A 23,422-nucleotide genomic window follows, 5' to 3' on the forward strand; every position below is an offset into this window, starting at 1 on the left:
GTTCGCCGTGGGTAGCGGTGTGGGGAGATTGTCGAATGGCGGTGCGGTGGCGCGAAGCGTCGGCAGGGCGAGACCGAAGGTCTCGCTGGCCGTGCGGCGCGCGATCAGGCGCGCCGCACGACGCCTCCGTGCGCCGACCGAGCGCGAGGGATGAGCGAACGACGTGAGCGAATCGGTTGGGGAGGCTCGGGGGCTGTACGGGCGGGTGGGACTGAAAGGGGCTGTGCGCTCGGGGAAGCACGGCGTTGACGAGAGCGAAGCTCTCGTCTGCCAACCAGAAATCTCCGATTTCTGGTGACGACGCAAGGCACCGCAACGAAGTGAGGAGCGCAGCGAGCCGCGCGAGCCGAGCGCACAGGGGCTTTCACGGTGTTCGTCACGACGATCTTCGTCGAAGCGATATCTGCAGTAAGCCAGTCTCTATTTCCTCATAGCTCCAACTGTTCCGGATACTCGTTGAAGTTCTCGTACCCCTCCTCCGTCACCACCGCGATGTCCTCGATCCGCACCCCGCCGTGTTCAGGATGGTACAGCCCGGGTTCGATCGTCACGATCTGTCCGGCCTCGAGTTCCCCACCCCTCGGCGACAGCGACGGCTTCTCGTGGACGTCCAACCCCACGCCGTGACCGGTGCTGTGGATGAACCCCGTCTCCGTCGACGGATCGTCCCGGAGCGTCGGGTAGCCGGCGCGCTCGTACACGTCACACACCGCCGCGTGCACGTCCGCGCCGGTCGCGCCGGCCTCCAGTTCCCGGAACGCCGCGCGTTTGGCCTCCTGGGTGAGCTCGTACCACTCCCGGATCGTCTCGCTTGCCTCGCCCTTGACGAACGTCCGGGTCATATCCGAGTGGTAGCCCGTCGCCTTGCTCCGCGGGAAGATGTCGACGATGATGGGCTGGCCCGCCTCCAGCGGCCCGCTGCCGCGGTCGTGGGGGTCCGCGGCGTCGACGCCGCAGGCGACGATCGTCTCGTCCAGCGCACAGCCGTGTTCGAGCAGCGTGACCTCGATCTCGGTTTTCACGCGCTCGCTGGTGAGCGGTTCGTCCTCGTAGTAGAGCACGCCGCTCCGGACTTCGGCAGCGTCGAGCAGCTCCTCACAGGCCTGCATCGACTTCTCGTTCGCGACCGTGGCCTCCCGGACGTGCTCGATCTCCTCGTCGGTCTTCACCGCGCGGATGTCGTCCACGACGCCCTCGGAGTCCACCGCGAGCGCGACGCCCTCCTCACGCAGGCCGTCCGCCGCGCCGACGGGGAACGTGTCGGGTACGGCGACGGAGCCGACGCCGTGGGCGTCCAGAAAGGCGGCCTGCATCTTCGCCCGGGCGACACCCGAATCGTGTTCCTCCCGGAGCCCCTGGTAGTCGTACTCTGAGGTGCGGTCGACCGTGCCGCGGGCCTCCTTCGAGGCGCGGCCGTACTCCAGGCCCGAGGTGAGGAGGGCGGTCTCGTCGGGCGTGTACACCGTGAAGAAGGGGTCCGGCGCGTCGAAGCCGGAGAGGTAGCGCTGCGTCGAGTCGTCGCCGTCGGCGTACACCGCGTACCCGTCGAGATCCTGCTCGTCGAGGTAGTCGTCGAGAGCGGTGGTGTCGATCTCCATGGCCGGAGTGGCGGGCGGCGCGGGCAAAGGCGTTGCCGTCGCGGCCACGCTGGCAGCGAGATGCGCGACACAAAGGATTTGCAGGCGCCGGGACCACCTCCCGCCGTGCAACGACGTGCCCTCCTCTCGCTGTCCGCGCTCGCGCTCGGCGGCTGTCTCGCGCCCAGCGCCGACGAGATCGGCGTCCCGACTACCACGTCCGACTGCCCGCCCGTCGGCGACCGGATCGTCTGTGTCCCGGAGACCGACCCTGACTCGGTCCCGATCGCGCTGACCGCCGACTCACAGTCCGTCTCGCCGCCCGCAACCGTGACGTTCACCCTCGAGAACGGTGCGGGTCGGGAGCTGTCGACCAACTTCTACGCGTGGACGCTCTGGAAGCGCGTCGACGGCGACTGGTACCGCGTAGTCCCGGACATCTGGCCCGAGCCGCTAACGCCCCTGGAACACGGCGAGGCCCACGAGTGGGCGCTCACTGCCGAACACGACCTCCCGCCGAACCCGGGCCGGTACTACGACGCGTGGCTCGAGGCGGGCACCGTTTCCGGCCTCGGCGGCGGCGAGTACGCGTTCACGGCCGACGGCTGGTTCGGCGAGTCGACGGACCCACAGCTCGGGTTCGCAGCCCGATTCAGCGTCGACGCCCCCGAACTGACCCTCGAACCCACGGAGAAACTCAGCGACGCCTCGCGCGACGGCGCGGTCGTGACCGTTCGAGGCGTGGGAGAGGGCGACGACGGCCGCGCCGAACTGATCGTCCGGCGGGTCGAGAGCGCCGCCGACCCGGCGCGAGTCATCCCCGAGCAGGCGGCCCACGACTACCGCCTGCGGAACACGCTGCCCTTTTTCGAGGACGGCGTCGAACGAGTGCGCTACGTCGAACGGAGCCCCGGCTACCCGGCGTTCGGTATCGACGAGCCGTACACGATCCGCTACGCGGGCGAACTGTACGAACTGCGCGCGGAAGAACTGGAGAGCGAGACGGGCTGATCGCGGAGCGTCTTACCAGGTGCCGTGGAACGTGTCGAAGGAGAGCTCGTCCAGCGGCTTGTTGCCGATCGCGATCTCGTACTCGCCGGGGGTCAGCATCGGCTTGTGGAACTGCGGGCCGTCGTCGGTGGTGATGCGGGGACAGCCCGTGTTGACGAAGGCGTCCATGTCGAAGTTGCGCAGGCGGTCCGGCGTCACCTCGTCCATCGTGATCAGGTAGGCGTTCTCGTTCTCGTCGACGATGCGCTCGGCGGTCTCCCAGCGCCCCTGCCCGATCTTGGTACAGAAGATGACGCCCCACTTCTCGGCGTCCATCGCGCGGTGGACCGCGCCGTAGCGCTGCTTCATGAACTTCTCCGTGTCCGCGACGGTGACGACGTTGTTCACCGGGTCACAGATCACGACCTTCTTGTCGGGGTGTTCCATCGCCAGCCCGAGGGGGTGGAACTTCCCGCCGCCGACGTACAGCACCTGATCGGCGTCGATGTCCGCGGAGGCGTAGTTGCAGCCGAGCACCTGCCCCTCGTGGGTGAGCCGGTCGTCGCCCCTCCGAGTGTGGACGTCGTACCCCTCGTCCTCCAGCCACTCCTTCATGTCGTCGAAGAGGTTCATGTGCTGGGCCGTCGTGACGAGGCCGACGTCGTCCTCGGGGAGCTCCTCCAGTGCCTCCTCCATCATCGGGAACGGGTCGACGTTGGAGAACAGCGGCACGTAGATGATCTTCTCGGAGTTCTTCATCGGCGAGTGGCCGAAGTGGACGAACACGTCCGTCCGTCGCATCAGGAACGTGTCGAGGTCGCAGGCACCGTAGCAGGGCTGGCCCGACAGCATGAACGTCACGTCGTCGGGCGCGAGCTCACGCAGGTCGTCGGCGACCGCGGGACCGCGCCGCTTCAGCCCCTCGGGGAACTGCAGCCCCACCTTCTTGGCGTCTTTCTCCTCGATCTCCTCGATGATGCGCTCCAGCTCGTAGTCCCACTCCCGGTCGTGGCGCAGGGACATCCCCGTGTTCCGGAGATCTCCCTCTGTCGTCGCGTCGCCCGCAGCGTCCTGACTCATTAGCGATGCTATCGGGTGTGGACGGATAATCCCCGCGCTTCCGCCGGTCCCGTGCTCCCATCCCCCGTGGTTTCCCGTGACTATCGGGCGGCGGTGGAGCCAACTATGGGGCGGACGAGCTAGGCCACCGCGAGTGCGTGGGAGCGGGCGAGGGGCGCTTCCTCACGTTGCGGCGTGCTCGACGACGAACTCGAGCGAGTCAGCGGTCGAACACCAGCCCGAGCAGCTCCCGCTCCGCGGCCGTCAGATGCTCCGACAGCGTCGGCTGGCTGATCCCCAGCCGGTCGGCCAGCTCCGCGCCGCTGGTCCGGCGGGGCCAGTCGTAGTAGCCGGCCTCGAAGGCGGTTTCGAGCACCTCGTGCTGGCGGTCGGTCAGCCGGCGTTCGAGCTCGCGGTCCAGCTCGCGGTTGCTGAAAAGCGGCGTGAACGACTCCCGTTCCCGCTTGGCGACGAGCTCGCCGCCGTACTCGCTCTGGAACGCCGCGATCACCTCGCCGGCGTCGTACGACGCGGGCAGTTCCGCGACGATCCGCCCCTCCCCACGCTCGCCGACGACCGATCGGGGGAGCGCGCCCAGCTCCGCCAGTCGGACCGCCGGGCACCCCCCCTCGACGAGGAACTCCAGCAACCCCCCGTCGTCGTAGCGTTCGATCACCGTGACAGTCACGGCGGGGTGGCTCTCGGCGAGCGCCTCGACGACCGCCAGATCGGTGCCGTGCACGCTGAAGAACTCCGCGTAGGCACCGCCTCGGGGGATCATCTCCTCGAGTTCGAGCCGACAGGACGCGACCTCCGACGCCCGCACGAACGGGTACGACGGCTCGTGAAACGCGAACTCCAGTTCGACGGCCGGGCTCCCGTCGCTCCTGCTCGAACTGATTGACATGTTGTACGGTAGCGTGTTTGATCGTGAAAAACCCCCTCGGAACCTGCCAACTCGAATACGTTTCCGGGGCGTCGACGGGGGGCACCGTCACCGCCGGCCGGCCCCGGAGTCACCGAACTCGACGTGGTTCCGGCTCGGACCGCCTCTACGGACCGTGAACTTCACATCCGATATCCCGTCCACTCGGAGGCTCACGCGCCTCCAGTGACGAGTAACAGTTGCACCCCCCTGAACGGATCGCCTATGCTGTTAGGTGGAGCGGGGCTGTGTGGCGATCGTCCGGACGCGCCTACTCCTCCTCGTCGTCGACTGACCGGGTGTCGGCGGTGAACTCGCCGCCGTAGGAGTAGTACGACTGTGGGTCGGGGAAGAACGCCGACACGTCGTCGTGCTCGACCGAGGCGATCACGGTGCCGTCGAGCGTCCGGAAGTGGGTGTGCATCTCCCCGCGGTCGGTCGCCGCGCGCACGAGGTCGGTGGCCTCGCGCTTCCGGAACGCGCCGGCGACGAACACGACGAGCTCCTCGTCGTGGTCGAGACACTCGGTGACGATGAACGTCGTCGGCCCCGAGCCCGCCTGGTACACCGCGGTCTCGTCGAACTCGGCGCGCTCGCGCGCGTCGACGACCGACTCCGCAGTGTCGCCGTCGACCAGGTACGTCAGACCCCAGTGCTCGGCGTCTTCGACGTCGGGAGCGACGGGTGAGGTGTCCTGTGAGAACGCCACGAGCGTCTCGTAGCCCGCCTCTTCGCGGTCGTTGGCCATCGCTCGGGTGTCCTCGATCGTCCGCTGCCAGGCGTCGCGGATCACGTCGGCGTCGCCGGCGATCCGGTCGAGCTCGTCGGGTACGCCGTCGCCGTCGGGATTGACCATACCGATGAAGGGGTGTCGTCGCTGATAAATGGTGTGCGTTCCCGATCAGCCGGGGACGCTGAAGACGAGTTCGAGCGCCGCCGACACCCCGAGCACGGCGACCGCGGTGGCGAACAGTTTCACGTTGCGGTTCACCCGGTCCGAGAACGGGAGTCGGCGCCCCCGCAGCGGCGGGATCTCCTGGAGCCGGTCCTCGAACCGGTTGGGCTCCCCGGTCTCGAGGTCGACGATCTGTCCGTCCCGCTTGGGTCGCTCGGGCTGGATCCCGAAGCTCCCGATCCCGAACAGCAGCCAGCCGACCACGAACAGCAGCAGCTTCAGCGTCGAGAGGCCGCTCCCGAACAGGAACGCCGGCACCGCACAGACCGCGACGATCAGCGCCGTCGCTGCCACAACCCAGAGGGCGAACTCGGCGTAGCGGAGGAGACGTCTACTCGTCACGGGTCTCGCGACCCAGCACGGCGTCGACGTCCTCGTACTCCGGCGAGTGGCGGTGACAGTAGCTCTCGCGCCCGTTATCGCCGACTTCGTAGTGTTCCGGACGCTCGGTGTCACAGACCCCGCCGAACTCCTCGCGGAGCAGCTCGCGTGCCTCCTCGGGATGGCCGCTTTTCACCCGCTCGATGGCCTGCTGGATCGGCTCCTCGACCGAGGCGGGCCGGTCGACCCCGTCGAACAGGTCGTCGACCGCCTCCTCGATGTCGTCGTGTTTCGAGAACCCACCCGTCCGCCGTTTCACGCGCTCCGTGAGCGAGAGCTCGACACGGGTCCGCTCCCGGACGATCTCCCGAAACCGCTCGACGGCGTCCCACACCTCCTCGTCGAGATCGGCGTACTCGTCGGGGCGGATCTTCGCGGGACAGCGCGTCGAGAACTGACAGCCTTTCGGCGGGTCCCGCGGGCTCGGCGGCGTCCCAGGCAGCGTGATCCGGTCGATCTCCGCCGTCGGATCCGGCCGCGGAATCGCCGACAGCAGCGACCGTGTGTACGGGTTCGACGGCGACTCGTACAGCTCCTCGGTCTCGCCGATCTCCATGATCTTCCCCAGGTACATCACCGCGACGCGGTCACAGATGTGCCGGACGACGCTCAGGTCGTGGGCGATGAACAGGTAGGTCAGATCGAACTCCTCCTGGAGATCCTCGAGCAGCGTGATGATCTTCGCCTGCACGGAGACGTCGAGCGCGCTCACGGGCTCGTCGAGCACGACGAACTCGGGTTCGAGCGCGAGCGCGCGGGCGATCCCCACACGCTGGCGCTGCCCGCCCGAGAACTGGTGGGGGTAGCGGAAGTAGTGCTCCTCCTGCAGCCCAACCTTCGACAGCAGCTCGCGCACGCGCTGGCGTCGGTCGCGGTCGGTCTTCCACTCGTGGGCTTCCAGCGGCTCCCGGACGATCTCGCCGACGGTCATCCGGTCGTTGAGGCTGGACTCGGGGTCCTGGAACACCATCTGGGCGTTCCGGCGCCACTGCTTGAGGTCCTCCCCGGTCAGCTCCGTGATATCGGTGCCGTCGAAGGAGACGGTCCCCTCGGTGGCCTGTTCGAGCCGGATCAGCGTCCGCCCGAGCGTGCTCTTGCCCGAGCCGGACTCGCCGACCAGCCCGAACGTCTCGCCGCGTTTGATTTCGAAGTCGACGCCGTCGACGGCCTGAACCGGCGGCTGGGCGAACACGCCCTGGCCGCCGTAGTACTTCTTGAGCCCATCGACGTCGATGAGCGTCTCCTCCTCCGTCGGGTCGTCGCGCTGAAGCTGTTGGCTCATTCGTTCTCACCTCCGTCGCCCGCGGCGAGCTCCCGGTGGCGCTCCACGCGCCGTTCCTCGGGCTCGCCGTCGGGGTACAGCAGACAGGCCGCGGTGTGCTCCTCGTTGTCGCCCACGCTCACGTGCTGGGGAGCGACCGCCTCGCAGGCGTCGAACGCCTCGGGACACCGCGGCGCGAAGCGACAGTATGTCGCCTCCTCGTTCGGCGTCGGCACGTCGCCCTCGATCGTCCGGAGCTGGTCGCCGGGGCCCTGTTTGCCGGGGATCGCCCCCAGCAGCCCCTGCGTGTAGGGGTGGCGCGGGTTCGCGAACAGCTCCTCCACCGGCGCCTTCTCGACGAACTCGCTGGCGTACATCACGTTGACGCGGTCGCAGATCTCCGCGATCACGCCCATGTCGTGGGTGATGAACAGGATGGAGAGCCCTCGCTCCTCCTGGAGATCCTGCAGCAGTTCGAGGATCTGGGCCTGGATCGTCACGTCGAGCGCGGTCGTCGGCTCGTCGCAGATGAGGAACTCGGGGTCGCAGGCGAGCATCATCGCAATCACCGCGCGCTGGCGCATCCCGCCCGAGAACTCGTGTGGGTACTCGTTCAGCCGGCGCGGGGCGTCGGGGATGGCGACCCGTTCGAGCAGCCTGATCGCCTCCTCGCGGGCCTCCTCCCCGGTGATACCCTGGTTCACTTCCAAGGCCTCCCTGATCTGGTTCCCGATCGTGTAGACGGGGTTGAGCGACTTCTGGGGGTCCTGGAACACCATCCCGATGCCGCTGCCCCGCACCTGTTGGTACTGTTTCTCGCTGTACTCGGTCAGCTCCTCGCCGTTGAACTCGATCGACGAGCCGGGCAGCACCTCGCCGGGGCTTTCGATGAGCCCCATGATCGAGCGGGCGGTCACCGACTTGCCGGAGCCGGACTCGCCGACGATGCCGACCGTCTCGCCCTTCCGGACGTCGAAGTCGATACCGTCGACGGCCCTGATCGTCTCGCGGTCGGTACGGAACACGGTCTGGAGGTTCCGGACCGAGAGCACCACGTCGTCGTCGGACATCAGGCACCACCCCCTGCGGCGGCCTCCTCACCCTCGTCGCTCTGGCTCTCGGGGTCGATCGCGTCACGGATACCGTCGCCGAGCGCGTTCAGCCCCGTGACGAGCACCACGATCATCGCGCCGGGGATGAACGAGATGTGCCACGACGGCCCGGCCACGTACGTCTGGCCGAGCGACACGGCACGCCCCCACGCCGGAGTCGGCGGGGTGATCCCCAGCCCGTTACCGAGGAAGGAGAGCGCGGCGAGCCCGACGATGATCCCGCCGGTAGACATCGACGCGTACACGAGTAGATAGCCAGTGATGTAGGGGAACATGTGTTTACGCATGATCGTCCGCGACCCCTGTCCGAAGCTCTCGGCGGCGTCGACCCACTCCTCCTGGGCGACCTGTAGCGCCGGGCCACGCACTGCCCGCCAGAGGAACGGCCAGCCAGTGAACCCGAAGATCAACGCCAACAGGAACCCCCCGTCGAGCACGTTCGCGATCCAGTGGTTCGCGAACACCGCACTGATCATGATCAGCAACAGGAGCCGTGGGACGGAGACGATCCCGTCGGCGGTCGTGAGGATGCTCAGGTCGACCACCCCCGTGTAGTACGCCGACACCATCGCCAGCGAGCCGGCGATCAGCGAGCTCAGTCCGATCGCGATGCCGGCGACGATCAGCGTGATCCTGGCTCCGCCCATCATGAACGTGAACAGGTCACGGCCGTTCGGTAGGGTGCCGAACGGGTGGAATCGCTCGAACTTGTCGTACGTCATCGGGCCGACGTTCTGATCGCCGGCGCCCTTGGACTTCGAGTCGAAGTTGGCGGCGCCGGCGGTGATCGTCACGACCTCGCCGGCCTCCTCGTCGAAGTGTTGGATCTCGTTGCTGTACGGCGACTGGATGTTGCCCGCGACCGTCGTCGGGCCCAGCGCCGGGCCGAACAGCGCCATGATCAGGAACAGCGCGAGCACGAAGATGCCGAACTGCCCCCAGCGGTGGCCGCGGAGCCGGTCGACGACGTCGTCGGAGGGCGTCCAGTCGGCCTGGCGGTAGTTGTCACGGAAGACGAGCCAGCCCTGGAACAGCCAGTAGAACGCGAACAGCGAGTACGCGACGATGAGCAGCACGCGGATCGCCCACGCCAGCGCCGGCTCCAGGCCGAGGAACGTGTCCACCCACGGCCCGTCGGGGCCGGTCATGTGGCCCTGGTTCGGTATCGTCTCCCGGCTCAGCAGCGTCGGGAGGCTCTCCGCGGCGTCGCGGACCCCCGTTATCGCGCCGGAGACGCTGGACTGGAAGTTGACGACGCCGGTTGCCAGCCCGCCCAGCCCGACGAGGCCGAACAGCACGTCGAACAGTGCGGTCACGCCGATGAACGCCGCGTCCAGCACCGTCAGGATCGCGCCGATGAACGCGCCGAGTTCGACGGCGATCAGCGCGCCCGCGACCGCGAGCCAGCGCATCGCTGGTCCGGGATCGTCGACGACCCGTGACCATATCGGCCGGTCGTCGTACTCGAACACCGGACCGGAGTCGGACTCCGAGGCAGTGTTCGTGCTCATTCTTGGGTTTCCCCCAGCGTGATACGCGGGTCGATCAGTGTGTAGAGTACGTCCTGAAGGATGTTCATCAGTACTTGGATGATCACGAAGATGAACACGAGCGCCATCACCACGGGGATGTCCGGACCGAGGATCGCTCGGAAGAAGAGGTTTCCGAGCCCGTTGATGCTGAACACGCTCTCGACGAGCACCGAGCCGCCGATGAGCAGGTAGAACTCACCCATGATGACGGGGAGCAGCGGGACGATCGCGTTCCGACCGACGTGTTTGACGACGATCCGCCGCGGGGAGAGCCCCTTGGCCTTGGCCGTCTCCACGTACTTCGAGTTGATGCTCTCAAGCACCGCCGTGCGGCCGATACGGATCTCGTTCCCCATCGACGCGGAGCCGAGCACGAGCGCGGCGGGGAGGATCCACTTGAACGCGATCAGCATGTTCCGGAGGTCGGGTATCGGGAGGAACAACAGCTCCAGTACCGGCACCCCGTCGAACAGCTCGACCATCGTGAACAGGTTCCCGACCGCGTCGGGCGTCCCGATGACGTCGGTCTCGATACCGAGTCCCCGGTACCACGAGAGCGCACCGCCCGCGCTGAGGCTCCCGGCGATCATCACGGCGAGCCAGAAGTTGGGCATGGCACGCCAGATGATGCCGCCACCTGAGGCGAGGTAGTCGCCCCAGGTGTTGGAACGGAGGCCGGCGTAGAGGCCGAGCGGGATCCCGAACACGAGCGCGATCACGACCGACCAGAACCCGAGCCAGAGCGTCGCAGGCATCCGGTTCGCGATGACCTCGCTCGCGGGCACGCCGCGTTGGATGATCCAGGACTGGCCGAACTCGAGCGTGAACAGGTTGAGCATGGTCTCGCCGTACTGGCGCCAGACCGGCATGGGCGTTCCGTCGGGCTGGATGTACCCCAGCGCGATCCGGAGCTGCCGGATGTCGGCCGACGTTGCGTCACGGCCGAGGATCGCCAGCACCGGGTCGAGCGGGCCGAGGTACATGATCAGGAACGACATCGTCAGCCCGAACAGCACGACCGGGATGCCCAGCCCGAGCCGTTTCAGGATGTACAGTGACTTGTTCATGTGTGAGTCTCTCCAGCATGGCTCGGTCGACGAGCGGAGCGGGACGATACGTCAGTGTCGGTACGAACCGGGTACCGACGTGGTTGGCGACGAGAGGATGGGAGTCTAATCATACCGAATAATCGAAAGTGGCTGTGTTACACCGGCACGACCTACCACGAACGTCGGCCGGCGAGGTTTTCACCCTGTCGAAACGCTCGAGCGCTCGAGCGCGCGTCGAGGGTTACTCGCCCTGCCAGTGGCTGTCGTAGGCGTCGGCGCCGCCGGGGAACACCTGCGTCGGCGTGAGGTGGTACGCCGGCGCACCGCGGCCCTTGAACACGCTCTCGACGAACTGCGGCCGGTTGATGACGTACGCCATCGCCTCACGAACCGGCTTGGGCACTTCCTGCATGTTGAACGCCACGTAGTAGGTGTTGATCGTGGCGGACTGGGCCATGTTGACCGTCTGGTCGTTCTCCAGCGGCCCGTAGGTGCCGCGCTCGATCCCGTCGACCGTCTCCTCGATGCTGACCTTGTTCGGGTCGTACTTCGAGGTCGGGATGCCGGCGACGTCGGCGTTCCCGTTCAGGAAGTAGTTGTACGACGCCGTGGTGTCGGTGATGATCGCGGCGTCGATGCCGTCGATCACGGGCTCCTGGCCGTGGTAGTCGTCGAACGCGTCGGCGGAGAACTCCCCACCGTTGCCGGACTCCCAGTTGCCGAACTCGAACGGCCCACAGCCGATCGGGTTGCTGGTGGAGAACTCCTCCCAGCTCATGTCGCCCTCGTACCCCTCGATGTCGCCCACGACGCCCTCGGGGACGACCGAGAACGCGGAGTAGGCGAGCACGGACAGCGCGAACGGGAAGCTGTCCTGCAGCGTGATCGTGAACGTGTAGTCGCCGGTGGCCTCGACGCCGGTCGAGCCGGGGACCACGTTCCCGTCCTCGTCGGTCTCGCGCACGATGTTGAGCACCGAGTTCGGGAAGTACGTGTTGCTGGAGTTGGAGGACTCCACGAGGCGGCGGATCGAGTACACCATGTCGTCGGCGGTGACCTCGCCGTAGTCGCCGTGGAACTGGATCCCCTCCTTGAGCGTGAACTCGTACTCGGTGAGGTCGTCGCTGACGCTGTAGTCGTCGACGATGAGGTTCCGGACCTCGGTGGTCCCGTTGTGGTAGTTCATCGGCGCGTCGAACATGTTCATGATCTTCCCGCCCGAGGCCGTGTTCCCCGAGGCGATCGGATCGAGCGCGCTGAACGTCGCCGAGATCTTGTCGAGGCGGTCCTTCCCTTCGAGCCCCTCGACCGAGATGTTCTCCTTCGTACGCGAGCCGCCCATCCCGCCGGGTGGGCTGTAGTCGAGGCGGTCGTACCAGAAGCTCTGGCCCACCTGGTGGTACACCGGCACCAGCGCGGCGGACTCCCAGAGCCCCTCCTCCATCTTGACGGCGGCGTCGTCACGGGTCTGCTGGGCCTCTTCGGACTGCTGCGGGTTGTTCTGGATCCGGTCGAACTGCTCGGTCATGTAGTCCCGGATGGCCGTCTCGGTCTCGGAGTCCTCCGTCCAGAACAGGTACGCGCCGTTGGGCGCCGCCCCCTCACCGTCGTAGATGGTGTTCTCGGGGTCGACCAGCTGGAGGAAGTTCTGCGGCGCCGGGTAGTCGGCGATCCACCCGAGCGTGTACGCCTGGGTGTCCCCCGTCTCGGCGTTCTCCAGGAGGCCGCTGAAGTCGGCCTCGGAGATGCTCATGTCGACGTAGGCGCTCTCGAGGCGGGAACGGATGGTGTTAGCCATCTCCTTCCACGCCGGGCTGGTGTACTGGAGCCAGTCGAGCTCGAACCGGTTGTCCGGCCCGTAGCCCGCCTCCTCCATCACCTGGCGCGCGCTCTCGACGTCGGTTTCACCGGGCGAGTACGGGTAGGAGTCGTGACCGGTGAACTCCCCGTCACCGCCCCCGCCTTCGGTCCCGGTGTCGGTGTCGGTCCCGTCGCCGCCTCCCTCGTCGGTTTCGGTCGGCGACTCGCCGCCGCCGTCGGTACAGCCGGCGACGCTGGCAGTCAGCGCGGCCGCACCAGTTGCCTGGAGGAACTTGCGTCGATCGAAATCACTTTCTTCGGGCATCCTGCCAACGTATCCCATCGTGTCGAACTTAAACGTTTTGTAGTGATAGTTAGATGGGGCGTGGTAACAAGGAACAAGAACTTCGAACACGGGAAACGCGCCAACCCAACCGGTTTACTCGTCGCTCCCTGAACCCGCGTATGGATCGTTCCCGTCGTCAGTTTCTCGCCGCCGCGGGCGCCGGGGTCGCCGCGCTCGCGGGCTGTACCGCTCCTGCCGGCGACGCCGATGCGCCGGGCGAGCAGCCGTTCGTCGACCTCTACGAGGACGTCTCGCCGTCGATCGTCAGACTCCGCGTGTACGACGGCGTCGGCGTCCTCGGCGAAGGGTCGGGCTGGCTCTACGACGACGGCGTGCTGGTCACCAACGACCACGTCGTCGCGGGCGCGGAGACGGTCCGGGCGGAGTTCGCGAACGGCGACTGGGCGGCAGTCGAGCTGCTGGGGAACGACCCGTACAGCGACCTCGCGGCGCTCTCGGTCGACCCGCCCCTCGACGCGGAGCCGCTCGCGCTGCTCGACGAACAGCCGCCGGTCGGGACCCGCGTCGCCGCGGTCGGCGCGCCGCTGGGGCTCCCGGGATCGCTCACCTCCGGGGTGGTCTCCGGGCAGGACCGCAGTATCTCCTCGGTCCGGAACTTCACGATCTCCGACGCCGTCCAGACCGACGCCGCGGTCAACCCCGGCAACAGCGGCGGCCCGCTGCTCACGCTCGACGGCGACGTGGCGGGCGTGATCACCCAGGCCGGCGCGGAGAACGTCGGGTTCGCGATCAGCGCTGCGCTCACCGAGCGCGTGGTCCCGGAGCTGATCGACACCGGCGGGTACGAGCACTCCTACCTCGGCGTGCGTATCCGTCCAGTCACGCCGCTGCTGGCGGACGCCAACGACCTCGAGGAGGCCCGCGGCGTCTACGTCTCTGCGGTCCCCAGCGGCAGTCCAGCTGACGGCGTACTGCAGGGCGGGAGCGGCACGACGACCGTCGAGGGGTCGCCCCAGCCGACCGGCGGCGACGTGATCGTCGCGCTCGACGGCAACCGGATCGACACGACCGGGCAGCTCGGCACGTACCTCGCGCTGGAGACCAGCCCCGGCGACGCCGTCGCGGTGACGGTGCTCCGCGACGGCGAGCGCTCGACCGTCGACGTGACGCTCGGGACGCGGCCCGATCCGCGCTGATCGGGCGGCCCCGATCGTCGATCGCTGGCCCTTACTCTCCCTCCATCCGCTCGACCAGATCCTCGAACTGCGTCTTCCGTCCCTCGACGGCCTCCTCGCGCAGCGCCGCCTCGTCCTCGGTCGGACACGCGAGGTCGGGCACCGTGGTCGGCTTCCCGTCCTCGTCGAGCGCGACGAACGTGAAGAAGGAGGCCGTCGTCTTGCGCTCCTCGCCCTCGCGGGGGTCCTCGGCGCGCACGTCGACTTTCACGTCGACACTCGTGCGGCCGGTGTTGAACACGTACGCCTGCACCACCGCCACCTCGCCGAGGTCGATGGGCGAGATGAAGTCGACGTGGTCCATCGACGCCGTCACCACCTGCTTGTTCGCGAAGCGCATCCCCGCGATGGCGCCGCAGATGTCCATCCAGTGGAGGACAGCGCCCCCGAGCGCCCGCCCGAGGTTGTTGGTGTCGTTCGGGAGGAGGAGTTCGGTCATCTCGGTGTACGACTCCGCGAGCGTCGCCGTCTCGGTCATGCGTGACGCTCCGACCGGGGCGCACTCAAACCCGCCGGTCACGTCGACGGCGGAAAGGTCGCCTGTCGCGGGCTACTCGTCGCTCTCGGGGCCGTCGACGCCGAGTTCCTCGCCGCTGCGGCCGGCGACGTCGAGCACGTCGTCGTCGATCTCGATCGGGCAGTCCGCCCGCACCGCGATCGCGACGGCGTCGCTCGGGCGGGCATCGAACGTCAGCGATTCGGGCTCGCCGTCCTCGTAGCGCTGGGCGTCGATCTTGGCGTAGAACGTCCCCTCCCGGAGGTCGTCGATCCGTACGCGGTCGAACGCGCCGCCGAACTCCGCGACCATGTCGACCAGCAGGTCGTGGGTCAGCGGCCGCTCGAACTGGTCGCCCGCCAGCCCGCGGCGGATCGCGTCGGCCTGATCGTCGGTGACGAAGACCGGGAGGTACTCCCCCCGCGCACGCAGCAGCGCGGCCGGGACCTCATCTCCCGACGGTGTGTCCCCCGTCGCGATGCCCGTGAGTTCGGCGACGTGGCTCATGGTGAACCGATCGGTTCGAACCCGCAAATAGCTGTCGCGGGACCGAACGTTCATGCCGCCGGCCGGCGAACGTCGAGGGGATGGACTGTCGTGTGGTGTTGGAGGCGGCGGTGCCCGTCTACGACGTGGCGACGCCCGAGGCAGCGGTGGGGGCGGCGATCTCGAAGCTAGGGAAACAGCTCAACCCCGATCTCTCCTACGTGGATATCGAGCCTCGCAGCCGTCGGTCGCCCCGCGGCGCCGACCTCCCGCCGGCGACCGTCGCCGCCGGTGAGGGGCTGGTCGCGCTGGAGCTCGGGATGACGGTGTACGACGTCGAGAGCGAGGACCACGCCGTCCGGATCGCGCGCTCGGAGATCGGCAGTCGGCTGGAGGGGATCCCGCTCGAACGCCTCTCCTGTGGGCCGGTCGAGGAGGAGGAGAGCGAGTCGGCGGACGAGGAGTCGGCGGCGGAATCCGAGCCCGAGGACGGGGACGAGGAGACGCTGCTCCCCGAGTTCGAGGAGATGGTCGAACAGCATCGGGAGTAGCCGATCACGGCGCGTGACCTGTCGCGACCGCCGTGTCGTCACCAGAACGCGAAGCGTTCTGGTTGGCGAACGAGAACGGCAGTTCTCGTTAACGCGACCACGGAGCCCATGCCGTGATCGTGTCGTAACCGATCGCGGCGGGCGACCTGTCGCGACCTCCGTGTCGCGACTGCGGAACCTATGCCGTGATCGTGTCGTACCCCAACGGCGAGCGACCTGTCGTCGACGCTCGGCTAACCAGTGCTGCCGCTAGCGAGTTGGGGATCGCAGGAGACTGCGTCGGCGGTTCAGTCGGCCGCCGCGGGGACCGTCTCCGGCTCGTCGAGGGAGTCGGTCAGCCCGTCGACCAGTTCGAAGACGGCGCGCTTGTGATCGGTTTTCGAGCGGTGGATCGACGTCGGCTGGACCCCGAACTCCTCGTACCCGCTCAGGTCGAGGTCCGGCTCCTCCTCGCCCTCGTACTCGGACCGTACCTCCGACAGAAGACCGTGGAGGTGGATGAGCTCCTGTTTCTTCATTCCCGGGCATATCTATCGTCCGGAGGGTTATATGGTTACTTTGAGTATTGTTAACAAGCTATGGCTACAGAGCGGCTGGATCGGCCGAAATCGGCCGAATCGCGGGAATTTTTGACATACCGATCGGGGTCAAGACGACGAAGTCGACGCGGCGCCGACGCCCTCGGGCAGGTCGCGGTCACGGGGGACGCGGTCGCCGACCGGTTTCAGTCGTTTCAAGTCGGTTCGCGGAGAGGTTGGCGTATGGAGACTACCGATCCGGCGTCGTTGATCGAACGGGCCCGTGAGGCTCTCGACGCCGCGTACGTCCCCTACTCGGAGTACCGCGTCGGCGCCGCCGTGTTGACCGACGACGGCGAGGTGTTCACCGGCTGCAACATCGAGAACGCCAACTACAGCAACGCGCTGCACGCCGAGGAGGTCGCGGTCGGCGCGGCGGTCCGGGCGGGCCACCGCTCGATCGCGGCGGTCGCGGTCACCTCCGCGGCGCGGGACGGCGTCACCCCCTGCGGGATGTGCCGCCAGACGCTCGCGGAGTTCGGCGACGAGGACGTGCCGGTGTACTGCGACACCGGCGACGGCGAGTGGACCGAGTACTCGCTGGGCGAACTCATCCCCGACACGATCACCCCCGGGACCCTCGGGATCGACCCCGACGCCGAGGAGTGAGCCACGGGGGCGCGACAGTCCTTTCTCCCCCGGGTCCGTACGGCCGTCCATGTACGTCCGCGACGCACGAAACCGGGACGAGGCGTGGTTGCTCGACCGGATCGAGGAGATGGGGCTCGACAGCGCCGCCTTCCGCTCGCGGGACTACGTGATCGCGGTCGACGAGCGCACGAACGAGCGCGCGGGCTTCGGCCGCTACCGGATCCACAAGACCGACGAGGGGGAGGTCTGTGAGCTCACCGGGATCGGCGTCGTCGACGGCTGGCGCGGGCAGGGAGTCGGGGCTCACGTCGTCGAGCGGCTGATCGACCTCGCGGCCGACAACGAGTTCGAGACGGTGTACTCGATCACCGACAGCGACGACTACCTCCGGCAGTTCGGCTTCGGGACCGTCGACGCCGAGGATCGTCCGCCAGTGATCGAGGACCGCCTCGAACAGAAGCGGGAGGAGGTCGACGAGGACGTGACCGCCGTCGCGCTCGACACTGACGCCTTCGAGATGCCCGCCGAGCTCCGCGAACGGTTCAAGAACGCCGAGAAAGGCGGCGTCGAGGCCGAGGAGCCCGAGGAGAGCGCCGAGGACTTCGGCATCGACGAGGAGGAGGCGACGTACAAGTACGACACCGGGTAATCCGCACCCGGGTTCCTACTCCTCTGGCTCCTCCCCGCGAGCCCGTTTGAACATCGCGAGCGCCTGCTCCTGGCGCTCGCTGTGGTCCACGATCGGGTCGGAGTAGTCGACGCCGAGCTCCTGGCGTTCCGTGTCGGTCATCCCCACCCAGCCGTGGATTTCGTTGGCGTCGAGCCCCCGGAGTTCCGGCACGTACTCCCGGACGTACTCGGCGTCGGGGTCGTACTTTTCCCCTTGCGTGACGGGGTTGAAGATCCGGAAGTACGGCTGGGCGTCGGTGCCAGTCGAGGCCATCGACTGCCACCCGCCGACGTCGTTCGCGGTGTCGTGGTCCGCGAGGCGCTCCCGGAAGTGGTCGTAGCCCGCGCGCCAGTCCCACAGCAGGTCCTTGGTGAGGAAGGAGGCGACGATCATCCGCACGCGGTTGTGCATCCACGCTTCGTCGCGGAGCTGGCGCATCCCGGCGTCGACGATGGGGTAGCCCGTCTCGCCAGCCTTCCAGGCCGCCAGCTCCGCGCCGTCGTTCCGCCAGTCGATCGGCGCCTCGTAGGATTTGTAGTTCGCCGTCACGACCTCGGGGTTGAAGTAGAGCACCTGGGTGTAGAACTCCCGCCACGCGAGCTGTGACTGGAACGTCCGGACGCTCTCCTGTGCGGGCCCCAGGTCGTCGCCGTCCTCAGGGTCGTACTCGTCGTTCCGTTCGTCACGTGCCGCGGCTTCGTCCATCGCCGCTTCGGTCGCCTCGTACACCTCGCGGGGGCCGAGCGTCCCGAACCGGAGATGCGGCGAGAGCCGTGAACTCCCCTCCCGCGCGGGGTACTCGCGACCCTCCTCGTACTCGAAGATCGCGTCCTCGCAGAACGACTCGAGCCGTTCGCGGGCCTGCTCGGTTCCGGCGTCCGGCACGTCCGCGTCGGGCGCCGCGAACCCCAACTGCTCGATCGACGGGAGCTTCCCGTGGAGCGCGTCGTCGAGGTCGAACTCGCCATCGAACGACGCCGCGAGGTCGTCGACCGCCAACTCCTCCGCGTCCGCGAGGTCGTCGCCCTTCGGTACCGGGAACGGATCCGCCTTCTCGCGGTCGCGCCACTTCCTCCAGAAGTAGGTGTACACCGAGTACGGCTCGCCGGCGTTGGTCCGGATCGTCCCTGGCTCGTGCAGCACCGCGTCGTGGTGGGTCTCGCTGTCGACACCCGCCGCGTCGAGCGCCGCCTCGACACGGCTGTCGCGCTCCTGGGCGAGCCCCGAGTAGTCGGCGTTCCAGTGGACCGCCTCGGCGTCGACGGCCGTCGCGAGCGCGGGCAGCAGCTCGGCGGGGTCGCCGCGGGCCAGCACGAGGTCGCTCCCCCGTTCGCGGTAGGCCTCTCGGAGCTCGGCGAGGGCGTCGAGCACGAACCGGACACGGACGTCGCTGGCGTGTTCGAGCACCGCGTCGTCGAACACGAACACCGGAACCGCGTCGCCGGCGTCCGTGGCCGCCGCGAGCCCGCGGTTGTCGCTGACCCGCAGGTCCCGACGGTGCCAGAAGATCGTCATGGATGCGGGTCGGCCGGCGCGGCCGTGAAACTACCGGACCGGCAAAAGTTTCCGATACAGATGAGCCAACAACTACCAGACAGCGTCCAGAAGCGAACGGTTTAGTTCGCTGAATGCAGGCGGTAAGCCCCCTTCCTCAAGGAGCAACGCAGGCCGAAGGCCGAGTAGCGCAGTAGGGAGGGGATACACCGCCGTCATCATCGTCAATACACTGTTCTATTCCCAACCCACAGGCCAACGCACCGACACACTTATGTTGAAACAAAGTTTAAACGCGGGTGATGGATAGGCACGAAATCGAAGGCCACGAAGTCATCGAGGGCGAGGTAAAAGCCACTGGCAACGGCGCACACGTCCTCGTCCCAAAACGGTGGCGTGGAGCAGACGTGAAAATCGTCAGAACCTCTGAGCCTGACGAGTAACCGATGAACTACAACTACAGGTATCGCCTCAAGCCGACAGAAGACCAGCGCGAGACGCTGGACTACCACCGCGATACCTGTAGACAACTCTATAACCACGCCCTGTACCGCTTCAACCAAATCCCCGAAGACGAGGGCACCGTCAAACAGCGTGTCCGCAAAATCCGTGACGAGATCCCCAATCTCAAAGACTGGTGGGATGCACTCACTGAGGTCTACTCGAAGGTACTCCAGCCCACCGTCATGCGGGTCGCCAAGAACATCAAAGCTCTCGGAAACCTCAAAGAGCAGGGCTACAAAGTTGGTGAACTTCGGTGGAAGTCACCTCGGGAGTTCCGCAGTTTCACCTACAACCAGTCTGGCTTCGAACTCGACAAGAAGAGTGGGCAGACTGTGTTGTCGCTGTCGAAACTCGCAACCATCCCCATCGAACTCCACCGACCGCTGCCTGACGACGCCACGGTCAAGGAAGTCACGCTCAAAAAGGAGAAAACTGGCGAGTGGTTCGCCATTTTCGGTATCGAGATGGACACAGAACCGCCAGCCAAGCCACCGCTGGAGGATATTGACACTGACGAGATGGTCGGGATTGACGTGGGTATTCTGAAGTATGCCCACGACACCGACGGCACAGCGGTCGAATCACTCGACCTCTCCGAAGAACGTGACAGGCTCGAACGGGAGCAACGGAAACTCTCCCGGAAAGAGCATGGGTCGAACAATTGGGAGAACCAACGTCGGCGTGTCGCTGAGTGCCATCTCGACATCAAGCGCAAGCGGCGTGATTTCCTGCACAAACTCTCGAACTACTACGCTCGGGAGTACGAACTGGTGGCCGTCGAAGACCTCGACGTGAAAGGGATGCTCGAATCACCGCGAAACAGCCGCAACACGGCGTCAGCTGCGTGGAATACCTTCACCGACATGCTCGAAACGAAGTGTGAACGGGAAGGCACGCACTTCGTGGAAGTTGATCCAGATGGCACCACCAAAGAGTGCGCTCAGTGTGGCGTCGAAACCGACAAACCGCTGTGGGTTCGAGAACATTCCTGTCCTGCCTGTGGCTTCGAGGCAGACAGAGACGCAAACGCAGCGTGGAACATTCTTTCTCGCGGACTCACCGAACTAGGAGTGGGTCACTCCGAAGCAACGCCTGTGGAGACTGCGCTCCCTGTGGACACTGCGGTTGTGTCTGCAAAGCGCGTCGTTGAAGCAGGAAGCCCCTGCCTCAAGGAGCCGCCAACGGCGGCGAGTAGGCAGGGGTAGTTCACTTCGTTCACAAGAGCCAACAGACAGCGGCCGGTTCGCCCGGTCGATCCCCGCCCGAACGCCCTCCGTGCGGAGTCACCGCCCCAGCGTCGGCTGCCGGCGAACGGCCCGTGACGGCGGACGGGCACCCACTGATCATGAACACACGACACACCGCGTTCTCGCTCGCAGTCGTACTGCTCGTCGCCGCCGTCGCGCCCGCGGCGGCCGCGACCGCACCGATCGAACCCGACGCCGTCGGTGATCTCACCGTCACCACCGCGCCGGCGTCGGTCAGCGCCGACGCCGCCGTCGAAGCGGCCACCACTTCGGACTCGACCGACAGCCTCGTCGCCCGGAGCGACGTGGCCGTGTTCCGGCTCGACGTCGCCGGCGTGCCCGCCGAGGCCGACGACGACGGGACGCTGCTCGGCGACGAACTGGCGCTTGCCCTCCAGCAAACGTCCAGCAGTGTCGACACGAACGCGACCGCGAAGACGCTCGACGCCGGCGCGGACAGCGAGGGCGTCGCGGTCCGGGCGACCGAGGACGCCGTCTACGTCGCCGTGGACCTGGCGACCACGACGTTCCAGCAGGGCAACGACACCGCCACCGCGGCTGTCGGTGACAGCTTCACCGCCACGGCGACGGTGACCGACGAAGTCACCGACGGCGAGAACTACACCCGAACCGCCACGTTCGGCGTCGTCGAGCCGTCGGTCAACTTCGCCGACGGCGTCTCCGAGGCGACCGCCGGCGAAACCGTCGAGTTCACCGCCGCGACGCTGCTCGCGCCCGGCACCGCGCTGACGTTCTCGCTCGCGCCGAGCGACGGCGGCGAAGCCCGGACCACGACGGCGACGGTCGGCGCCGACGGCCGCGCGACCGGCGAACTCGCGTTCACCGGCTTCGACGCCGACGAGGAGTACACCATCGACGTCACCGCCGAGGAGACCGACCTGAACACGACGGTAACGGGGACGACGCAGGCGGCAGCGACCGAGACGCCCGCGTCGACCGACACCGCGACCGCGACCCAGGAGCCGTCCGAGACCAGGACCTCCGGGCCCGGCTTCGGCGTCGTCGCCGCACTGCTCGCGCTGCTGGGTGCCGGCGCCGTCGTCGGCCGACGCGAGTAGCTCCCGTCCGCCGTCCGAGTATCGAAGCGAAACCCCTTTTCGCGGTTCACTCGCAGTCGGCGTGTGAACGAGGAACGCCTGCAGTTCTGGTCGCTCTATCTCTCGCGGTTCGCGACGGGGTTCGGCTACGCGACGCTGGCGGTGTTGATTCCGACCTATATCGACGTGCTGCAGGCCTCGGACTTCATGGCGGGGCTGTTCATCACCGGGTTCACGCTGGCCCAGACGATCGCGGTTGTCCCCCTCGCGTGGGCAGGCGACAGCCGCGACAAGAAGAAGGTGTTACTCGGCGTGTTGACCGCCAGCACGGTCTCCTACGTCGCGTTCGCCAACGTCGGCGCCATCGGCGACGCGGTGAGGGCCGTGGCGGCGGTCCTCGGCGTGACCGTCTCGACGAGCTTCGCCGACAGCACGGGGTTCATCGGGGTCCGTGCCCTTCAGGGCGCCGCCGTTACCGGCTCCGGGCTGATGACGCTGGCGCTGGTGGGCGAACTCGCCGATCACGGCGAACGGGCCAACAGCATCGGGAAGGCAAACTCCGTCCGCTTTCTCGCCTCCATCGTCGGCGCGCTCGCCGCCGGCGGGCTGTATCAGGTGCTCGGGTTCACGCCGATCTACACCCTCATCGTCGTCGTCCTCGCGCTCGCGGTCGCGGGTACCTGGCTCTACCTCCCGCCCGACGAGACACGGTCGAGGGGGAACCCGTTCGCCGATCTGGCGTTCAACAAGCGCATCGTCACGCTCACCACCTTCCGTGCGCAGTACGCCGTCGCCGTTACGCTGGTCCGGTCGTGGGCGACGATCTACGCCGGCGTCGCGGTCGCCCGCGGCGGGCTGGACGTGATCTCGTTGGCCGTCTCGGTCGTCTACGTCGCCGAGAAGCTGACGAACATGCTCTGTCAGCCGTTCACCGGCCGGCTTTCGGACCGCTACGGCCGCTCGCTGTTCGTCTTCGCCGGCGGGGGTGGCTACGGGCTGATCGCGGTACTGGTCCCGTTCAGTCCCGCCATCGGCGGTGCGCTCGGCCTGCCGACGTTCGAACTGATCGTGCCGGCCGCGCTGACGGGGATGGTGGGGGTCGCCGAGGGGTACTCGCTGCTCGGCGAACTCCCGCCCGCCTTCTTCGTGCTGGTCGGACTCAACGGCCTGCTCGGCGTCGTCGACGCGTTCCGCGAGCCCGCGAGCATGGCGCTGTTCGCCGACGAGGGCGCCGACGAGGGCGGGATCGCGGCCAGTTTCGGCATCCGCGAACTCGTTTGGCGCCCCGGCAGCGTGCTCGGGCCGGTGATGGCCGGCTGGCTCTGGAGCCAGTACGGGATCGAGACGGTGTTCTACGTCGGCGGCGCGTTCGCGGTCACGGGCGCGCTCACGTTCGCGGTCGTGCTCACGCGGTTCCACGGCCGCGACGCGCTGACGGAGTGGTGACTGGCGAGGTCCGGAGAGCGGCGTCGCCATGAATGGTGTTGACACGAGTGCCACCCATGTCGCCGCGGAAAACCACCGTGTCGGCCCGGAGAGACGCTCGTGTCGCCATCTGGGGAGC

23 protein-coding genes are annotated in these 23,422 nt (G+C 67.3%); 9 read left to right on the forward strand and 14 right to left on the reverse strand.

The window, feature by feature from the left end; all coding sequences use genetic code 11:
- Nucleotides 1–428: 428 nt before the first annotated feature.
- Nucleotides 429–1,598: a Xaa-Pro peptidase family protein gene (locus tag B4589_RS14050; RefSeq protein ID WP_079234855.1), complete on the reverse strand. Its 1,170-nt coding sequence runs from the start codon at nucleotides 1,596–1,598 to the stop codon at nucleotides 429–431.
- 105 nt (nucleotides 1,599–1,703) lie between these two features.
- Here B4589_RS14050 and B4589_RS14055 point away from each other — a divergent pair, with 105 nt between their 5' ends.
- Nucleotides 1,704–2,588 (forward strand): hypothetical protein, encoded by an 885-nt coding sequence (locus tag B4589_RS14055; protein ID WP_079234856.1) that lies wholly within the window; start codon nucleotides 1,704–1,706, stop codon nucleotides 2,586–2,588.
- A 12-nt stretch (nucleotides 2,589–2,600) separates the two neighbouring features.
- Here the strand turns inward: B4589_RS14055 and dph2 are convergent, their stop codons facing one another.
- From dph2 to B4589_RS14100, 9 genes are all read right to left on the reverse strand, one after another.
- Entirely contained in the window at nucleotides 2,601–3,647 is a 1,047-nt protein-coding gene (gene dph2, locus B4589_RS14060; protein WP_079234857.1) for a diphthamide biosynthesis enzyme Dph2, read from the reverse strand.
- Between the two features lie 199 nt (nucleotides 3,648–3,846).
- Entirely contained in the window at nucleotides 3,847–4,533 is a 687-nt protein-coding gene (locus B4589_RS14065) for a helix-turn-helix domain-containing protein (RefSeq protein ID WP_217920467.1), read from the reverse strand.
- 289 nt (nucleotides 4,534–4,822) lie between these two features.
- Complete coding sequence (locus B4589_RS14070; RefSeq protein ID WP_079234858.1) at nucleotides 4,823–5,407, reverse strand: hypothetical protein; 585 nt, start codon at nucleotides 5,405–5,407, stop codon at nucleotides 4,823–4,825.
- 45 nt (nucleotides 5,408–5,452) lie between these two features.
- Nucleotides 5,453–5,848 (reverse strand): hypothetical protein, encoded by a 396-nt coding sequence (locus tag B4589_RS14075; RefSeq protein ID WP_079234859.1) that lies wholly within the window; start codon nucleotides 5,846–5,848, stop codon nucleotides 5,453–5,455.
- The gene (locus tag B4589_RS14080; RefSeq protein ID WP_079234860.1) at nucleotides 5,838–7,169 is read right to left on the reverse strand and encodes an ABC transporter ATP-binding protein; all 1,332 of its coding nucleotides are present in this window, start codon (nucleotides 7,167–7,169) and stop codon (nucleotides 5,838–5,840) included. The genes B4589_RS14075 and B4589_RS14080 overlap by 11 nt, the downstream gene beginning before the upstream one ends.
- The gene (locus B4589_RS14085) at nucleotides 7,166–8,218 is read right to left on the reverse strand and encodes an ABC transporter ATP-binding protein (protein ID WP_079234861.1); all 1,053 of its coding nucleotides are present in this window, start codon (nucleotides 8,216–8,218) and stop codon (nucleotides 7,166–7,168) included. The genes B4589_RS14080 and B4589_RS14085 overlap by 4 nt, the downstream gene beginning before the upstream one ends.
- A complete protein-coding gene (locus B4589_RS14090; protein WP_079234862.1) occupies nucleotides 8,218–9,771 on the reverse strand; it encodes an ABC transporter permease in 1,554 nt (517 codons plus the stop codon). Before B4589_RS14090 ends, B4589_RS14085 begins: the two co-directional genes overlap by 1 nt.
- Nucleotides 9,768–10,859 (reverse strand): ABC transporter permease, encoded by a 1,092-nt coding sequence (locus B4589_RS14095; protein WP_079234863.1) that lies wholly within the window; start codon nucleotides 10,857–10,859, stop codon nucleotides 9,768–9,770. Before B4589_RS14095 ends, B4589_RS14090 begins: the two co-directional genes overlap by 4 nt.
- A gap of 223 nt (nucleotides 10,860–11,082) precedes the next feature.
- The gene (locus B4589_RS14100) at nucleotides 11,083–12,966 is read right to left on the reverse strand and encodes an ABC transporter substrate-binding protein (RefSeq protein ID WP_079234864.1); all 1,884 of its coding nucleotides are present in this window, start codon (nucleotides 12,964–12,966) and stop codon (nucleotides 11,083–11,085) included.
- A 140-nt stretch (nucleotides 12,967–13,106) separates the two neighbouring features.
- On the opposite strand from B4589_RS14100, the gene B4589_RS14105 reads away from it, so the two are divergent.
- Nucleotides 13,107–14,144, forward strand: coding sequence for a S1C family serine protease (locus B4589_RS14105; protein ID WP_079234865.1), 1,038 nt, complete (start codon nucleotides 13,107–13,109; stop codon nucleotides 14,142–14,144).
- A 31-nt stretch (nucleotides 14,145–14,175) separates the two neighbouring features.
- Here the strand turns inward: B4589_RS14105 and B4589_RS14110 are convergent, their stop codons facing one another.
- Together B4589_RS14110 and B4589_RS14115 are read right to left on the reverse strand one after the other, a co-directional pair.
- On the reverse strand, nucleotides 14,176–14,661 hold the full coding sequence (locus B4589_RS14110; protein WP_079234866.1) for an acyl-CoA thioesterase: 486 nt from the start codon (nucleotides 14,659–14,661) through the stop codon (nucleotides 14,176–14,178).
- 72 nt (nucleotides 14,662–14,733) lie between these two features.
- Complete coding sequence (locus B4589_RS14115; protein WP_079234867.1) at nucleotides 14,734–15,186, reverse strand: bifunctional nuclease family protein; 453 nt, start codon at nucleotides 15,184–15,186, stop codon at nucleotides 14,734–14,736.
- A gap of 80 nt (nucleotides 15,187–15,266) precedes the next feature.
- On the opposite strand from B4589_RS14115, the gene B4589_RS14120 reads away from it, so the two are divergent.
- Nucleotides 15,267–15,716, forward strand: a complete 450-nt coding sequence (locus B4589_RS14120; protein WP_079234868.1) for a DUF555 domain-containing protein — start codon at nucleotides 15,267–15,269, stop codon at nucleotides 15,714–15,716.
- Between the two features lie 287 nt (nucleotides 15,717–16,003).
- On the opposite strand, the gene B4589_RS14125 is transcribed toward B4589_RS14120, so the two are convergent.
- Nucleotides 16,004–16,234, reverse strand: coding sequence for a UPF0058 family protein (locus tag B4589_RS14125; RefSeq protein WP_079234869.1), 231 nt, complete (start codon nucleotides 16,232–16,234; stop codon nucleotides 16,004–16,006).
- 243 nt (nucleotides 16,235–16,477) lie between these two features.
- Between B4589_RS14125 and cdd the strand changes: the two genes are divergently transcribed.
- Together cdd and B4589_RS14135 are read left to right on the forward strand one after the other, a co-directional pair.
- On the forward strand, nucleotides 16,478–16,903 hold the full coding sequence (gene cdd / locus B4589_RS14130) for a cytidine deaminase (RefSeq protein ID WP_079234870.1): 426 nt from the start codon (nucleotides 16,478–16,480) through the stop codon (nucleotides 16,901–16,903).
- A 49-nt stretch (nucleotides 16,904–16,952) separates the two neighbouring features.
- On the forward strand, nucleotides 16,953–17,534 hold the full coding sequence (locus B4589_RS14135; protein WP_079234871.1) for a GNAT family N-acetyltransferase: 582 nt from the start codon (nucleotides 16,953–16,955) through the stop codon (nucleotides 17,532–17,534).
- Nucleotides 17,535–17,549: 15 nt separating this feature from the next.
- On the opposite strand, the gene B4589_RS14140 is transcribed toward B4589_RS14135, so the two are convergent.
- The gene (locus B4589_RS14140; RefSeq protein ID WP_079234872.1) at nucleotides 17,550–19,070 is read right to left on the reverse strand and encodes a deoxyribodipyrimidine photo-lyase; all 1,521 of its coding nucleotides are present in this window, start codon (nucleotides 19,068–19,070) and stop codon (nucleotides 17,550–17,552) included.
- 281 nt (nucleotides 19,071–19,351) lie between these two features.
- Here B4589_RS14140 and B4589_RS14145 point away from each other — a divergent pair, with 281 nt between their 5' ends.
- The 4 genes from B4589_RS14145 (at nucleotide 19,352) to B4589_RS14160 (ending at nucleotide 23,304) form a co-directional block, all read left to right on the forward strand.
- Entirely contained in the window at nucleotides 19,352–19,492 is a 141-nt protein-coding gene (locus B4589_RS14145; protein WP_137284610.1) for a DUF2080 family transposase-associated protein, read from the forward strand.
- A gap of 3 nt (nucleotides 19,493–19,495) precedes the next feature.
- Entirely contained in the window at nucleotides 19,496–20,758 is a 1,263-nt protein-coding gene (locus B4589_RS14150) for an RNA-guided endonuclease TnpB family protein (protein WP_079234873.1), read from the forward strand.
- 140 nt (nucleotides 20,759–20,898) lie between these two features.
- The gene (locus B4589_RS14155; protein ID WP_079234874.1) at nucleotides 20,899–21,879 is read left to right on the forward strand and encodes a PGF-CTERM sorting domain-containing protein; all 981 of its coding nucleotides are present in this window, start codon (nucleotides 20,899–20,901) and stop codon (nucleotides 21,877–21,879) included.
- Between the two features lie 63 nt (nucleotides 21,880–21,942).
- Entirely contained in the window at nucleotides 21,943–23,304 is a 1,362-nt protein-coding gene (locus B4589_RS14160; protein WP_079234875.1) for an MFS transporter, read from the forward strand.
- The last annotated feature ends 118 nt before the right edge of the window (nucleotides 23,305–23,422 follow it).

The organism is Halolamina sp. CBA1230, assembly GCF_002025255.2.
Classification (GTDB): Archaea; Halobacteriota; Halobacteria; order Halobacteriales; family Haloferacaceae; genus Halolamina.

Excerpts from the sequence above, each read along its gene's own strand:
- B4589_RS14125 (WP_079234869.1), bottom strand. The coding sequence starts at position 16,234 with ATGAAGAAACAGGAGCTCATCCACCTCCACGGTCTTCTGTCGGAGGTA.
- B4589_RS14110 (WP_079234866.1), bottom strand. The coding sequence starts at position 14,661 with ATGACCGAGACGGCGACGCTCGCGGAGTCGTACACCGAGATGACCGAA.
- B4589_RS14100 (WP_079234864.1), bottom strand. The coding sequence starts at position 12,966 with ATGCCCGAAGAAAGTGATTTCGATCGACGCAAGTTCCTCCAGGCAACT.
- B4589_RS14105 (WP_079234865.1), top strand. The coding sequence starts at position 13,107 with ATGGATCGTTCCCGTCGTCAGTTTCTCGCCGCCGCGGGCGCCGGGGTC.
- B4589_RS14085 (WP_079234861.1), bottom strand. The coding sequence starts at position 8,218 with ATGTCCGACGACGACGTGGTGCTCTCGGTCCGGAACCTCCAGACCGTG.
- B4589_RS14155 (WP_079234874.1), top strand. The coding sequence starts at position 20,899 with ATGAACACACGACACACCGCGTTCTCGCTCGCAGTCGTACTGCTCGTC.
- B4589_RS14050 (WP_079234855.1), bottom strand. The coding sequence starts at position 1,598 with ATGGAGATCGACACCACCGCTCTCGACGACTACCTCGACGAGCAGGAT.
- B4589_RS14135 (WP_079234871.1), top strand. The coding sequence starts at position 16,953 with ATGTACGTCCGCGACGCACGAAACCGGGACGAGGCGTGGTTGCTCGAC.
- B4589_RS14095 (WP_079234863.1), bottom strand. The coding sequence starts at position 10,859 with ATGAACAAGTCACTGTACATCCTGAAACGGCTCGGGCTGGGCATCCCG.
- B4589_RS14150 (WP_079234873.1), top strand. The coding sequence starts at position 19,496 with ATGAACTACAACTACAGGTATCGCCTCAAGCCGACAGAAGACCAGCGC.
- B4589_RS14065 (WP_217920467.1), bottom strand. The coding sequence starts at position 4,533 with ATGTCAATCAGTTCGAGCAGGAGCGACGGGAGCCCGGCCGTCGAACTG.
- dph2 (WP_079234857.1), bottom strand. The coding sequence starts at position 3,647 with ATGAGTCAGGACGCTGCGGGCGACGCGACGACAGAGGGAGATCTCCGG.
- B4589_RS14070 (WP_079234858.1), bottom strand. The coding sequence starts at position 5,407 with ATGGTCAATCCCGACGGCGACGGCGTACCCGACGAGCTCGACCGGATC.
- B4589_RS14140 (WP_079234872.1), bottom strand. The coding sequence starts at position 19,070 with ATGACGATCTTCTGGCACCGTCGGGACCTGCGGGTCAGCGACAACCGC.
- B4589_RS14090 (WP_079234862.1), bottom strand. The coding sequence starts at position 9,771 with ATGAGCACGAACACTGCCTCGGAGTCCGACTCCGGTCCGGTGTTCGAG.
- B4589_RS14080 (WP_079234860.1), bottom strand. The coding sequence starts at position 7,169 with ATGAGCCAACAGCTTCAGCGCGACGACCCGACGGAGGAGGAGACGCTC.
- cdd (WP_079234870.1), top strand. The coding sequence starts at position 16,478 with ATGGAGACTACCGATCCGGCGTCGTTGATCGAACGGGCCCGTGAGGCT.
- B4589_RS14120 (WP_079234868.1), top strand. The coding sequence starts at position 15,267 with ATGGACTGTCGTGTGGTGTTGGAGGCGGCGGTGCCCGTCTACGACGTG.
- B4589_RS14145 (WP_137284610.1), top strand. The coding sequence starts at position 19,352 with ATGGATAGGCACGAAATCGAAGGCCACGAAGTCATCGAGGGCGAGGTA.
- B4589_RS14115 (WP_079234867.1), bottom strand. The coding sequence starts at position 15,186 with ATGAGCCACGTCGCCGAACTCACGGGCATCGCGACGGGGGACACACCG.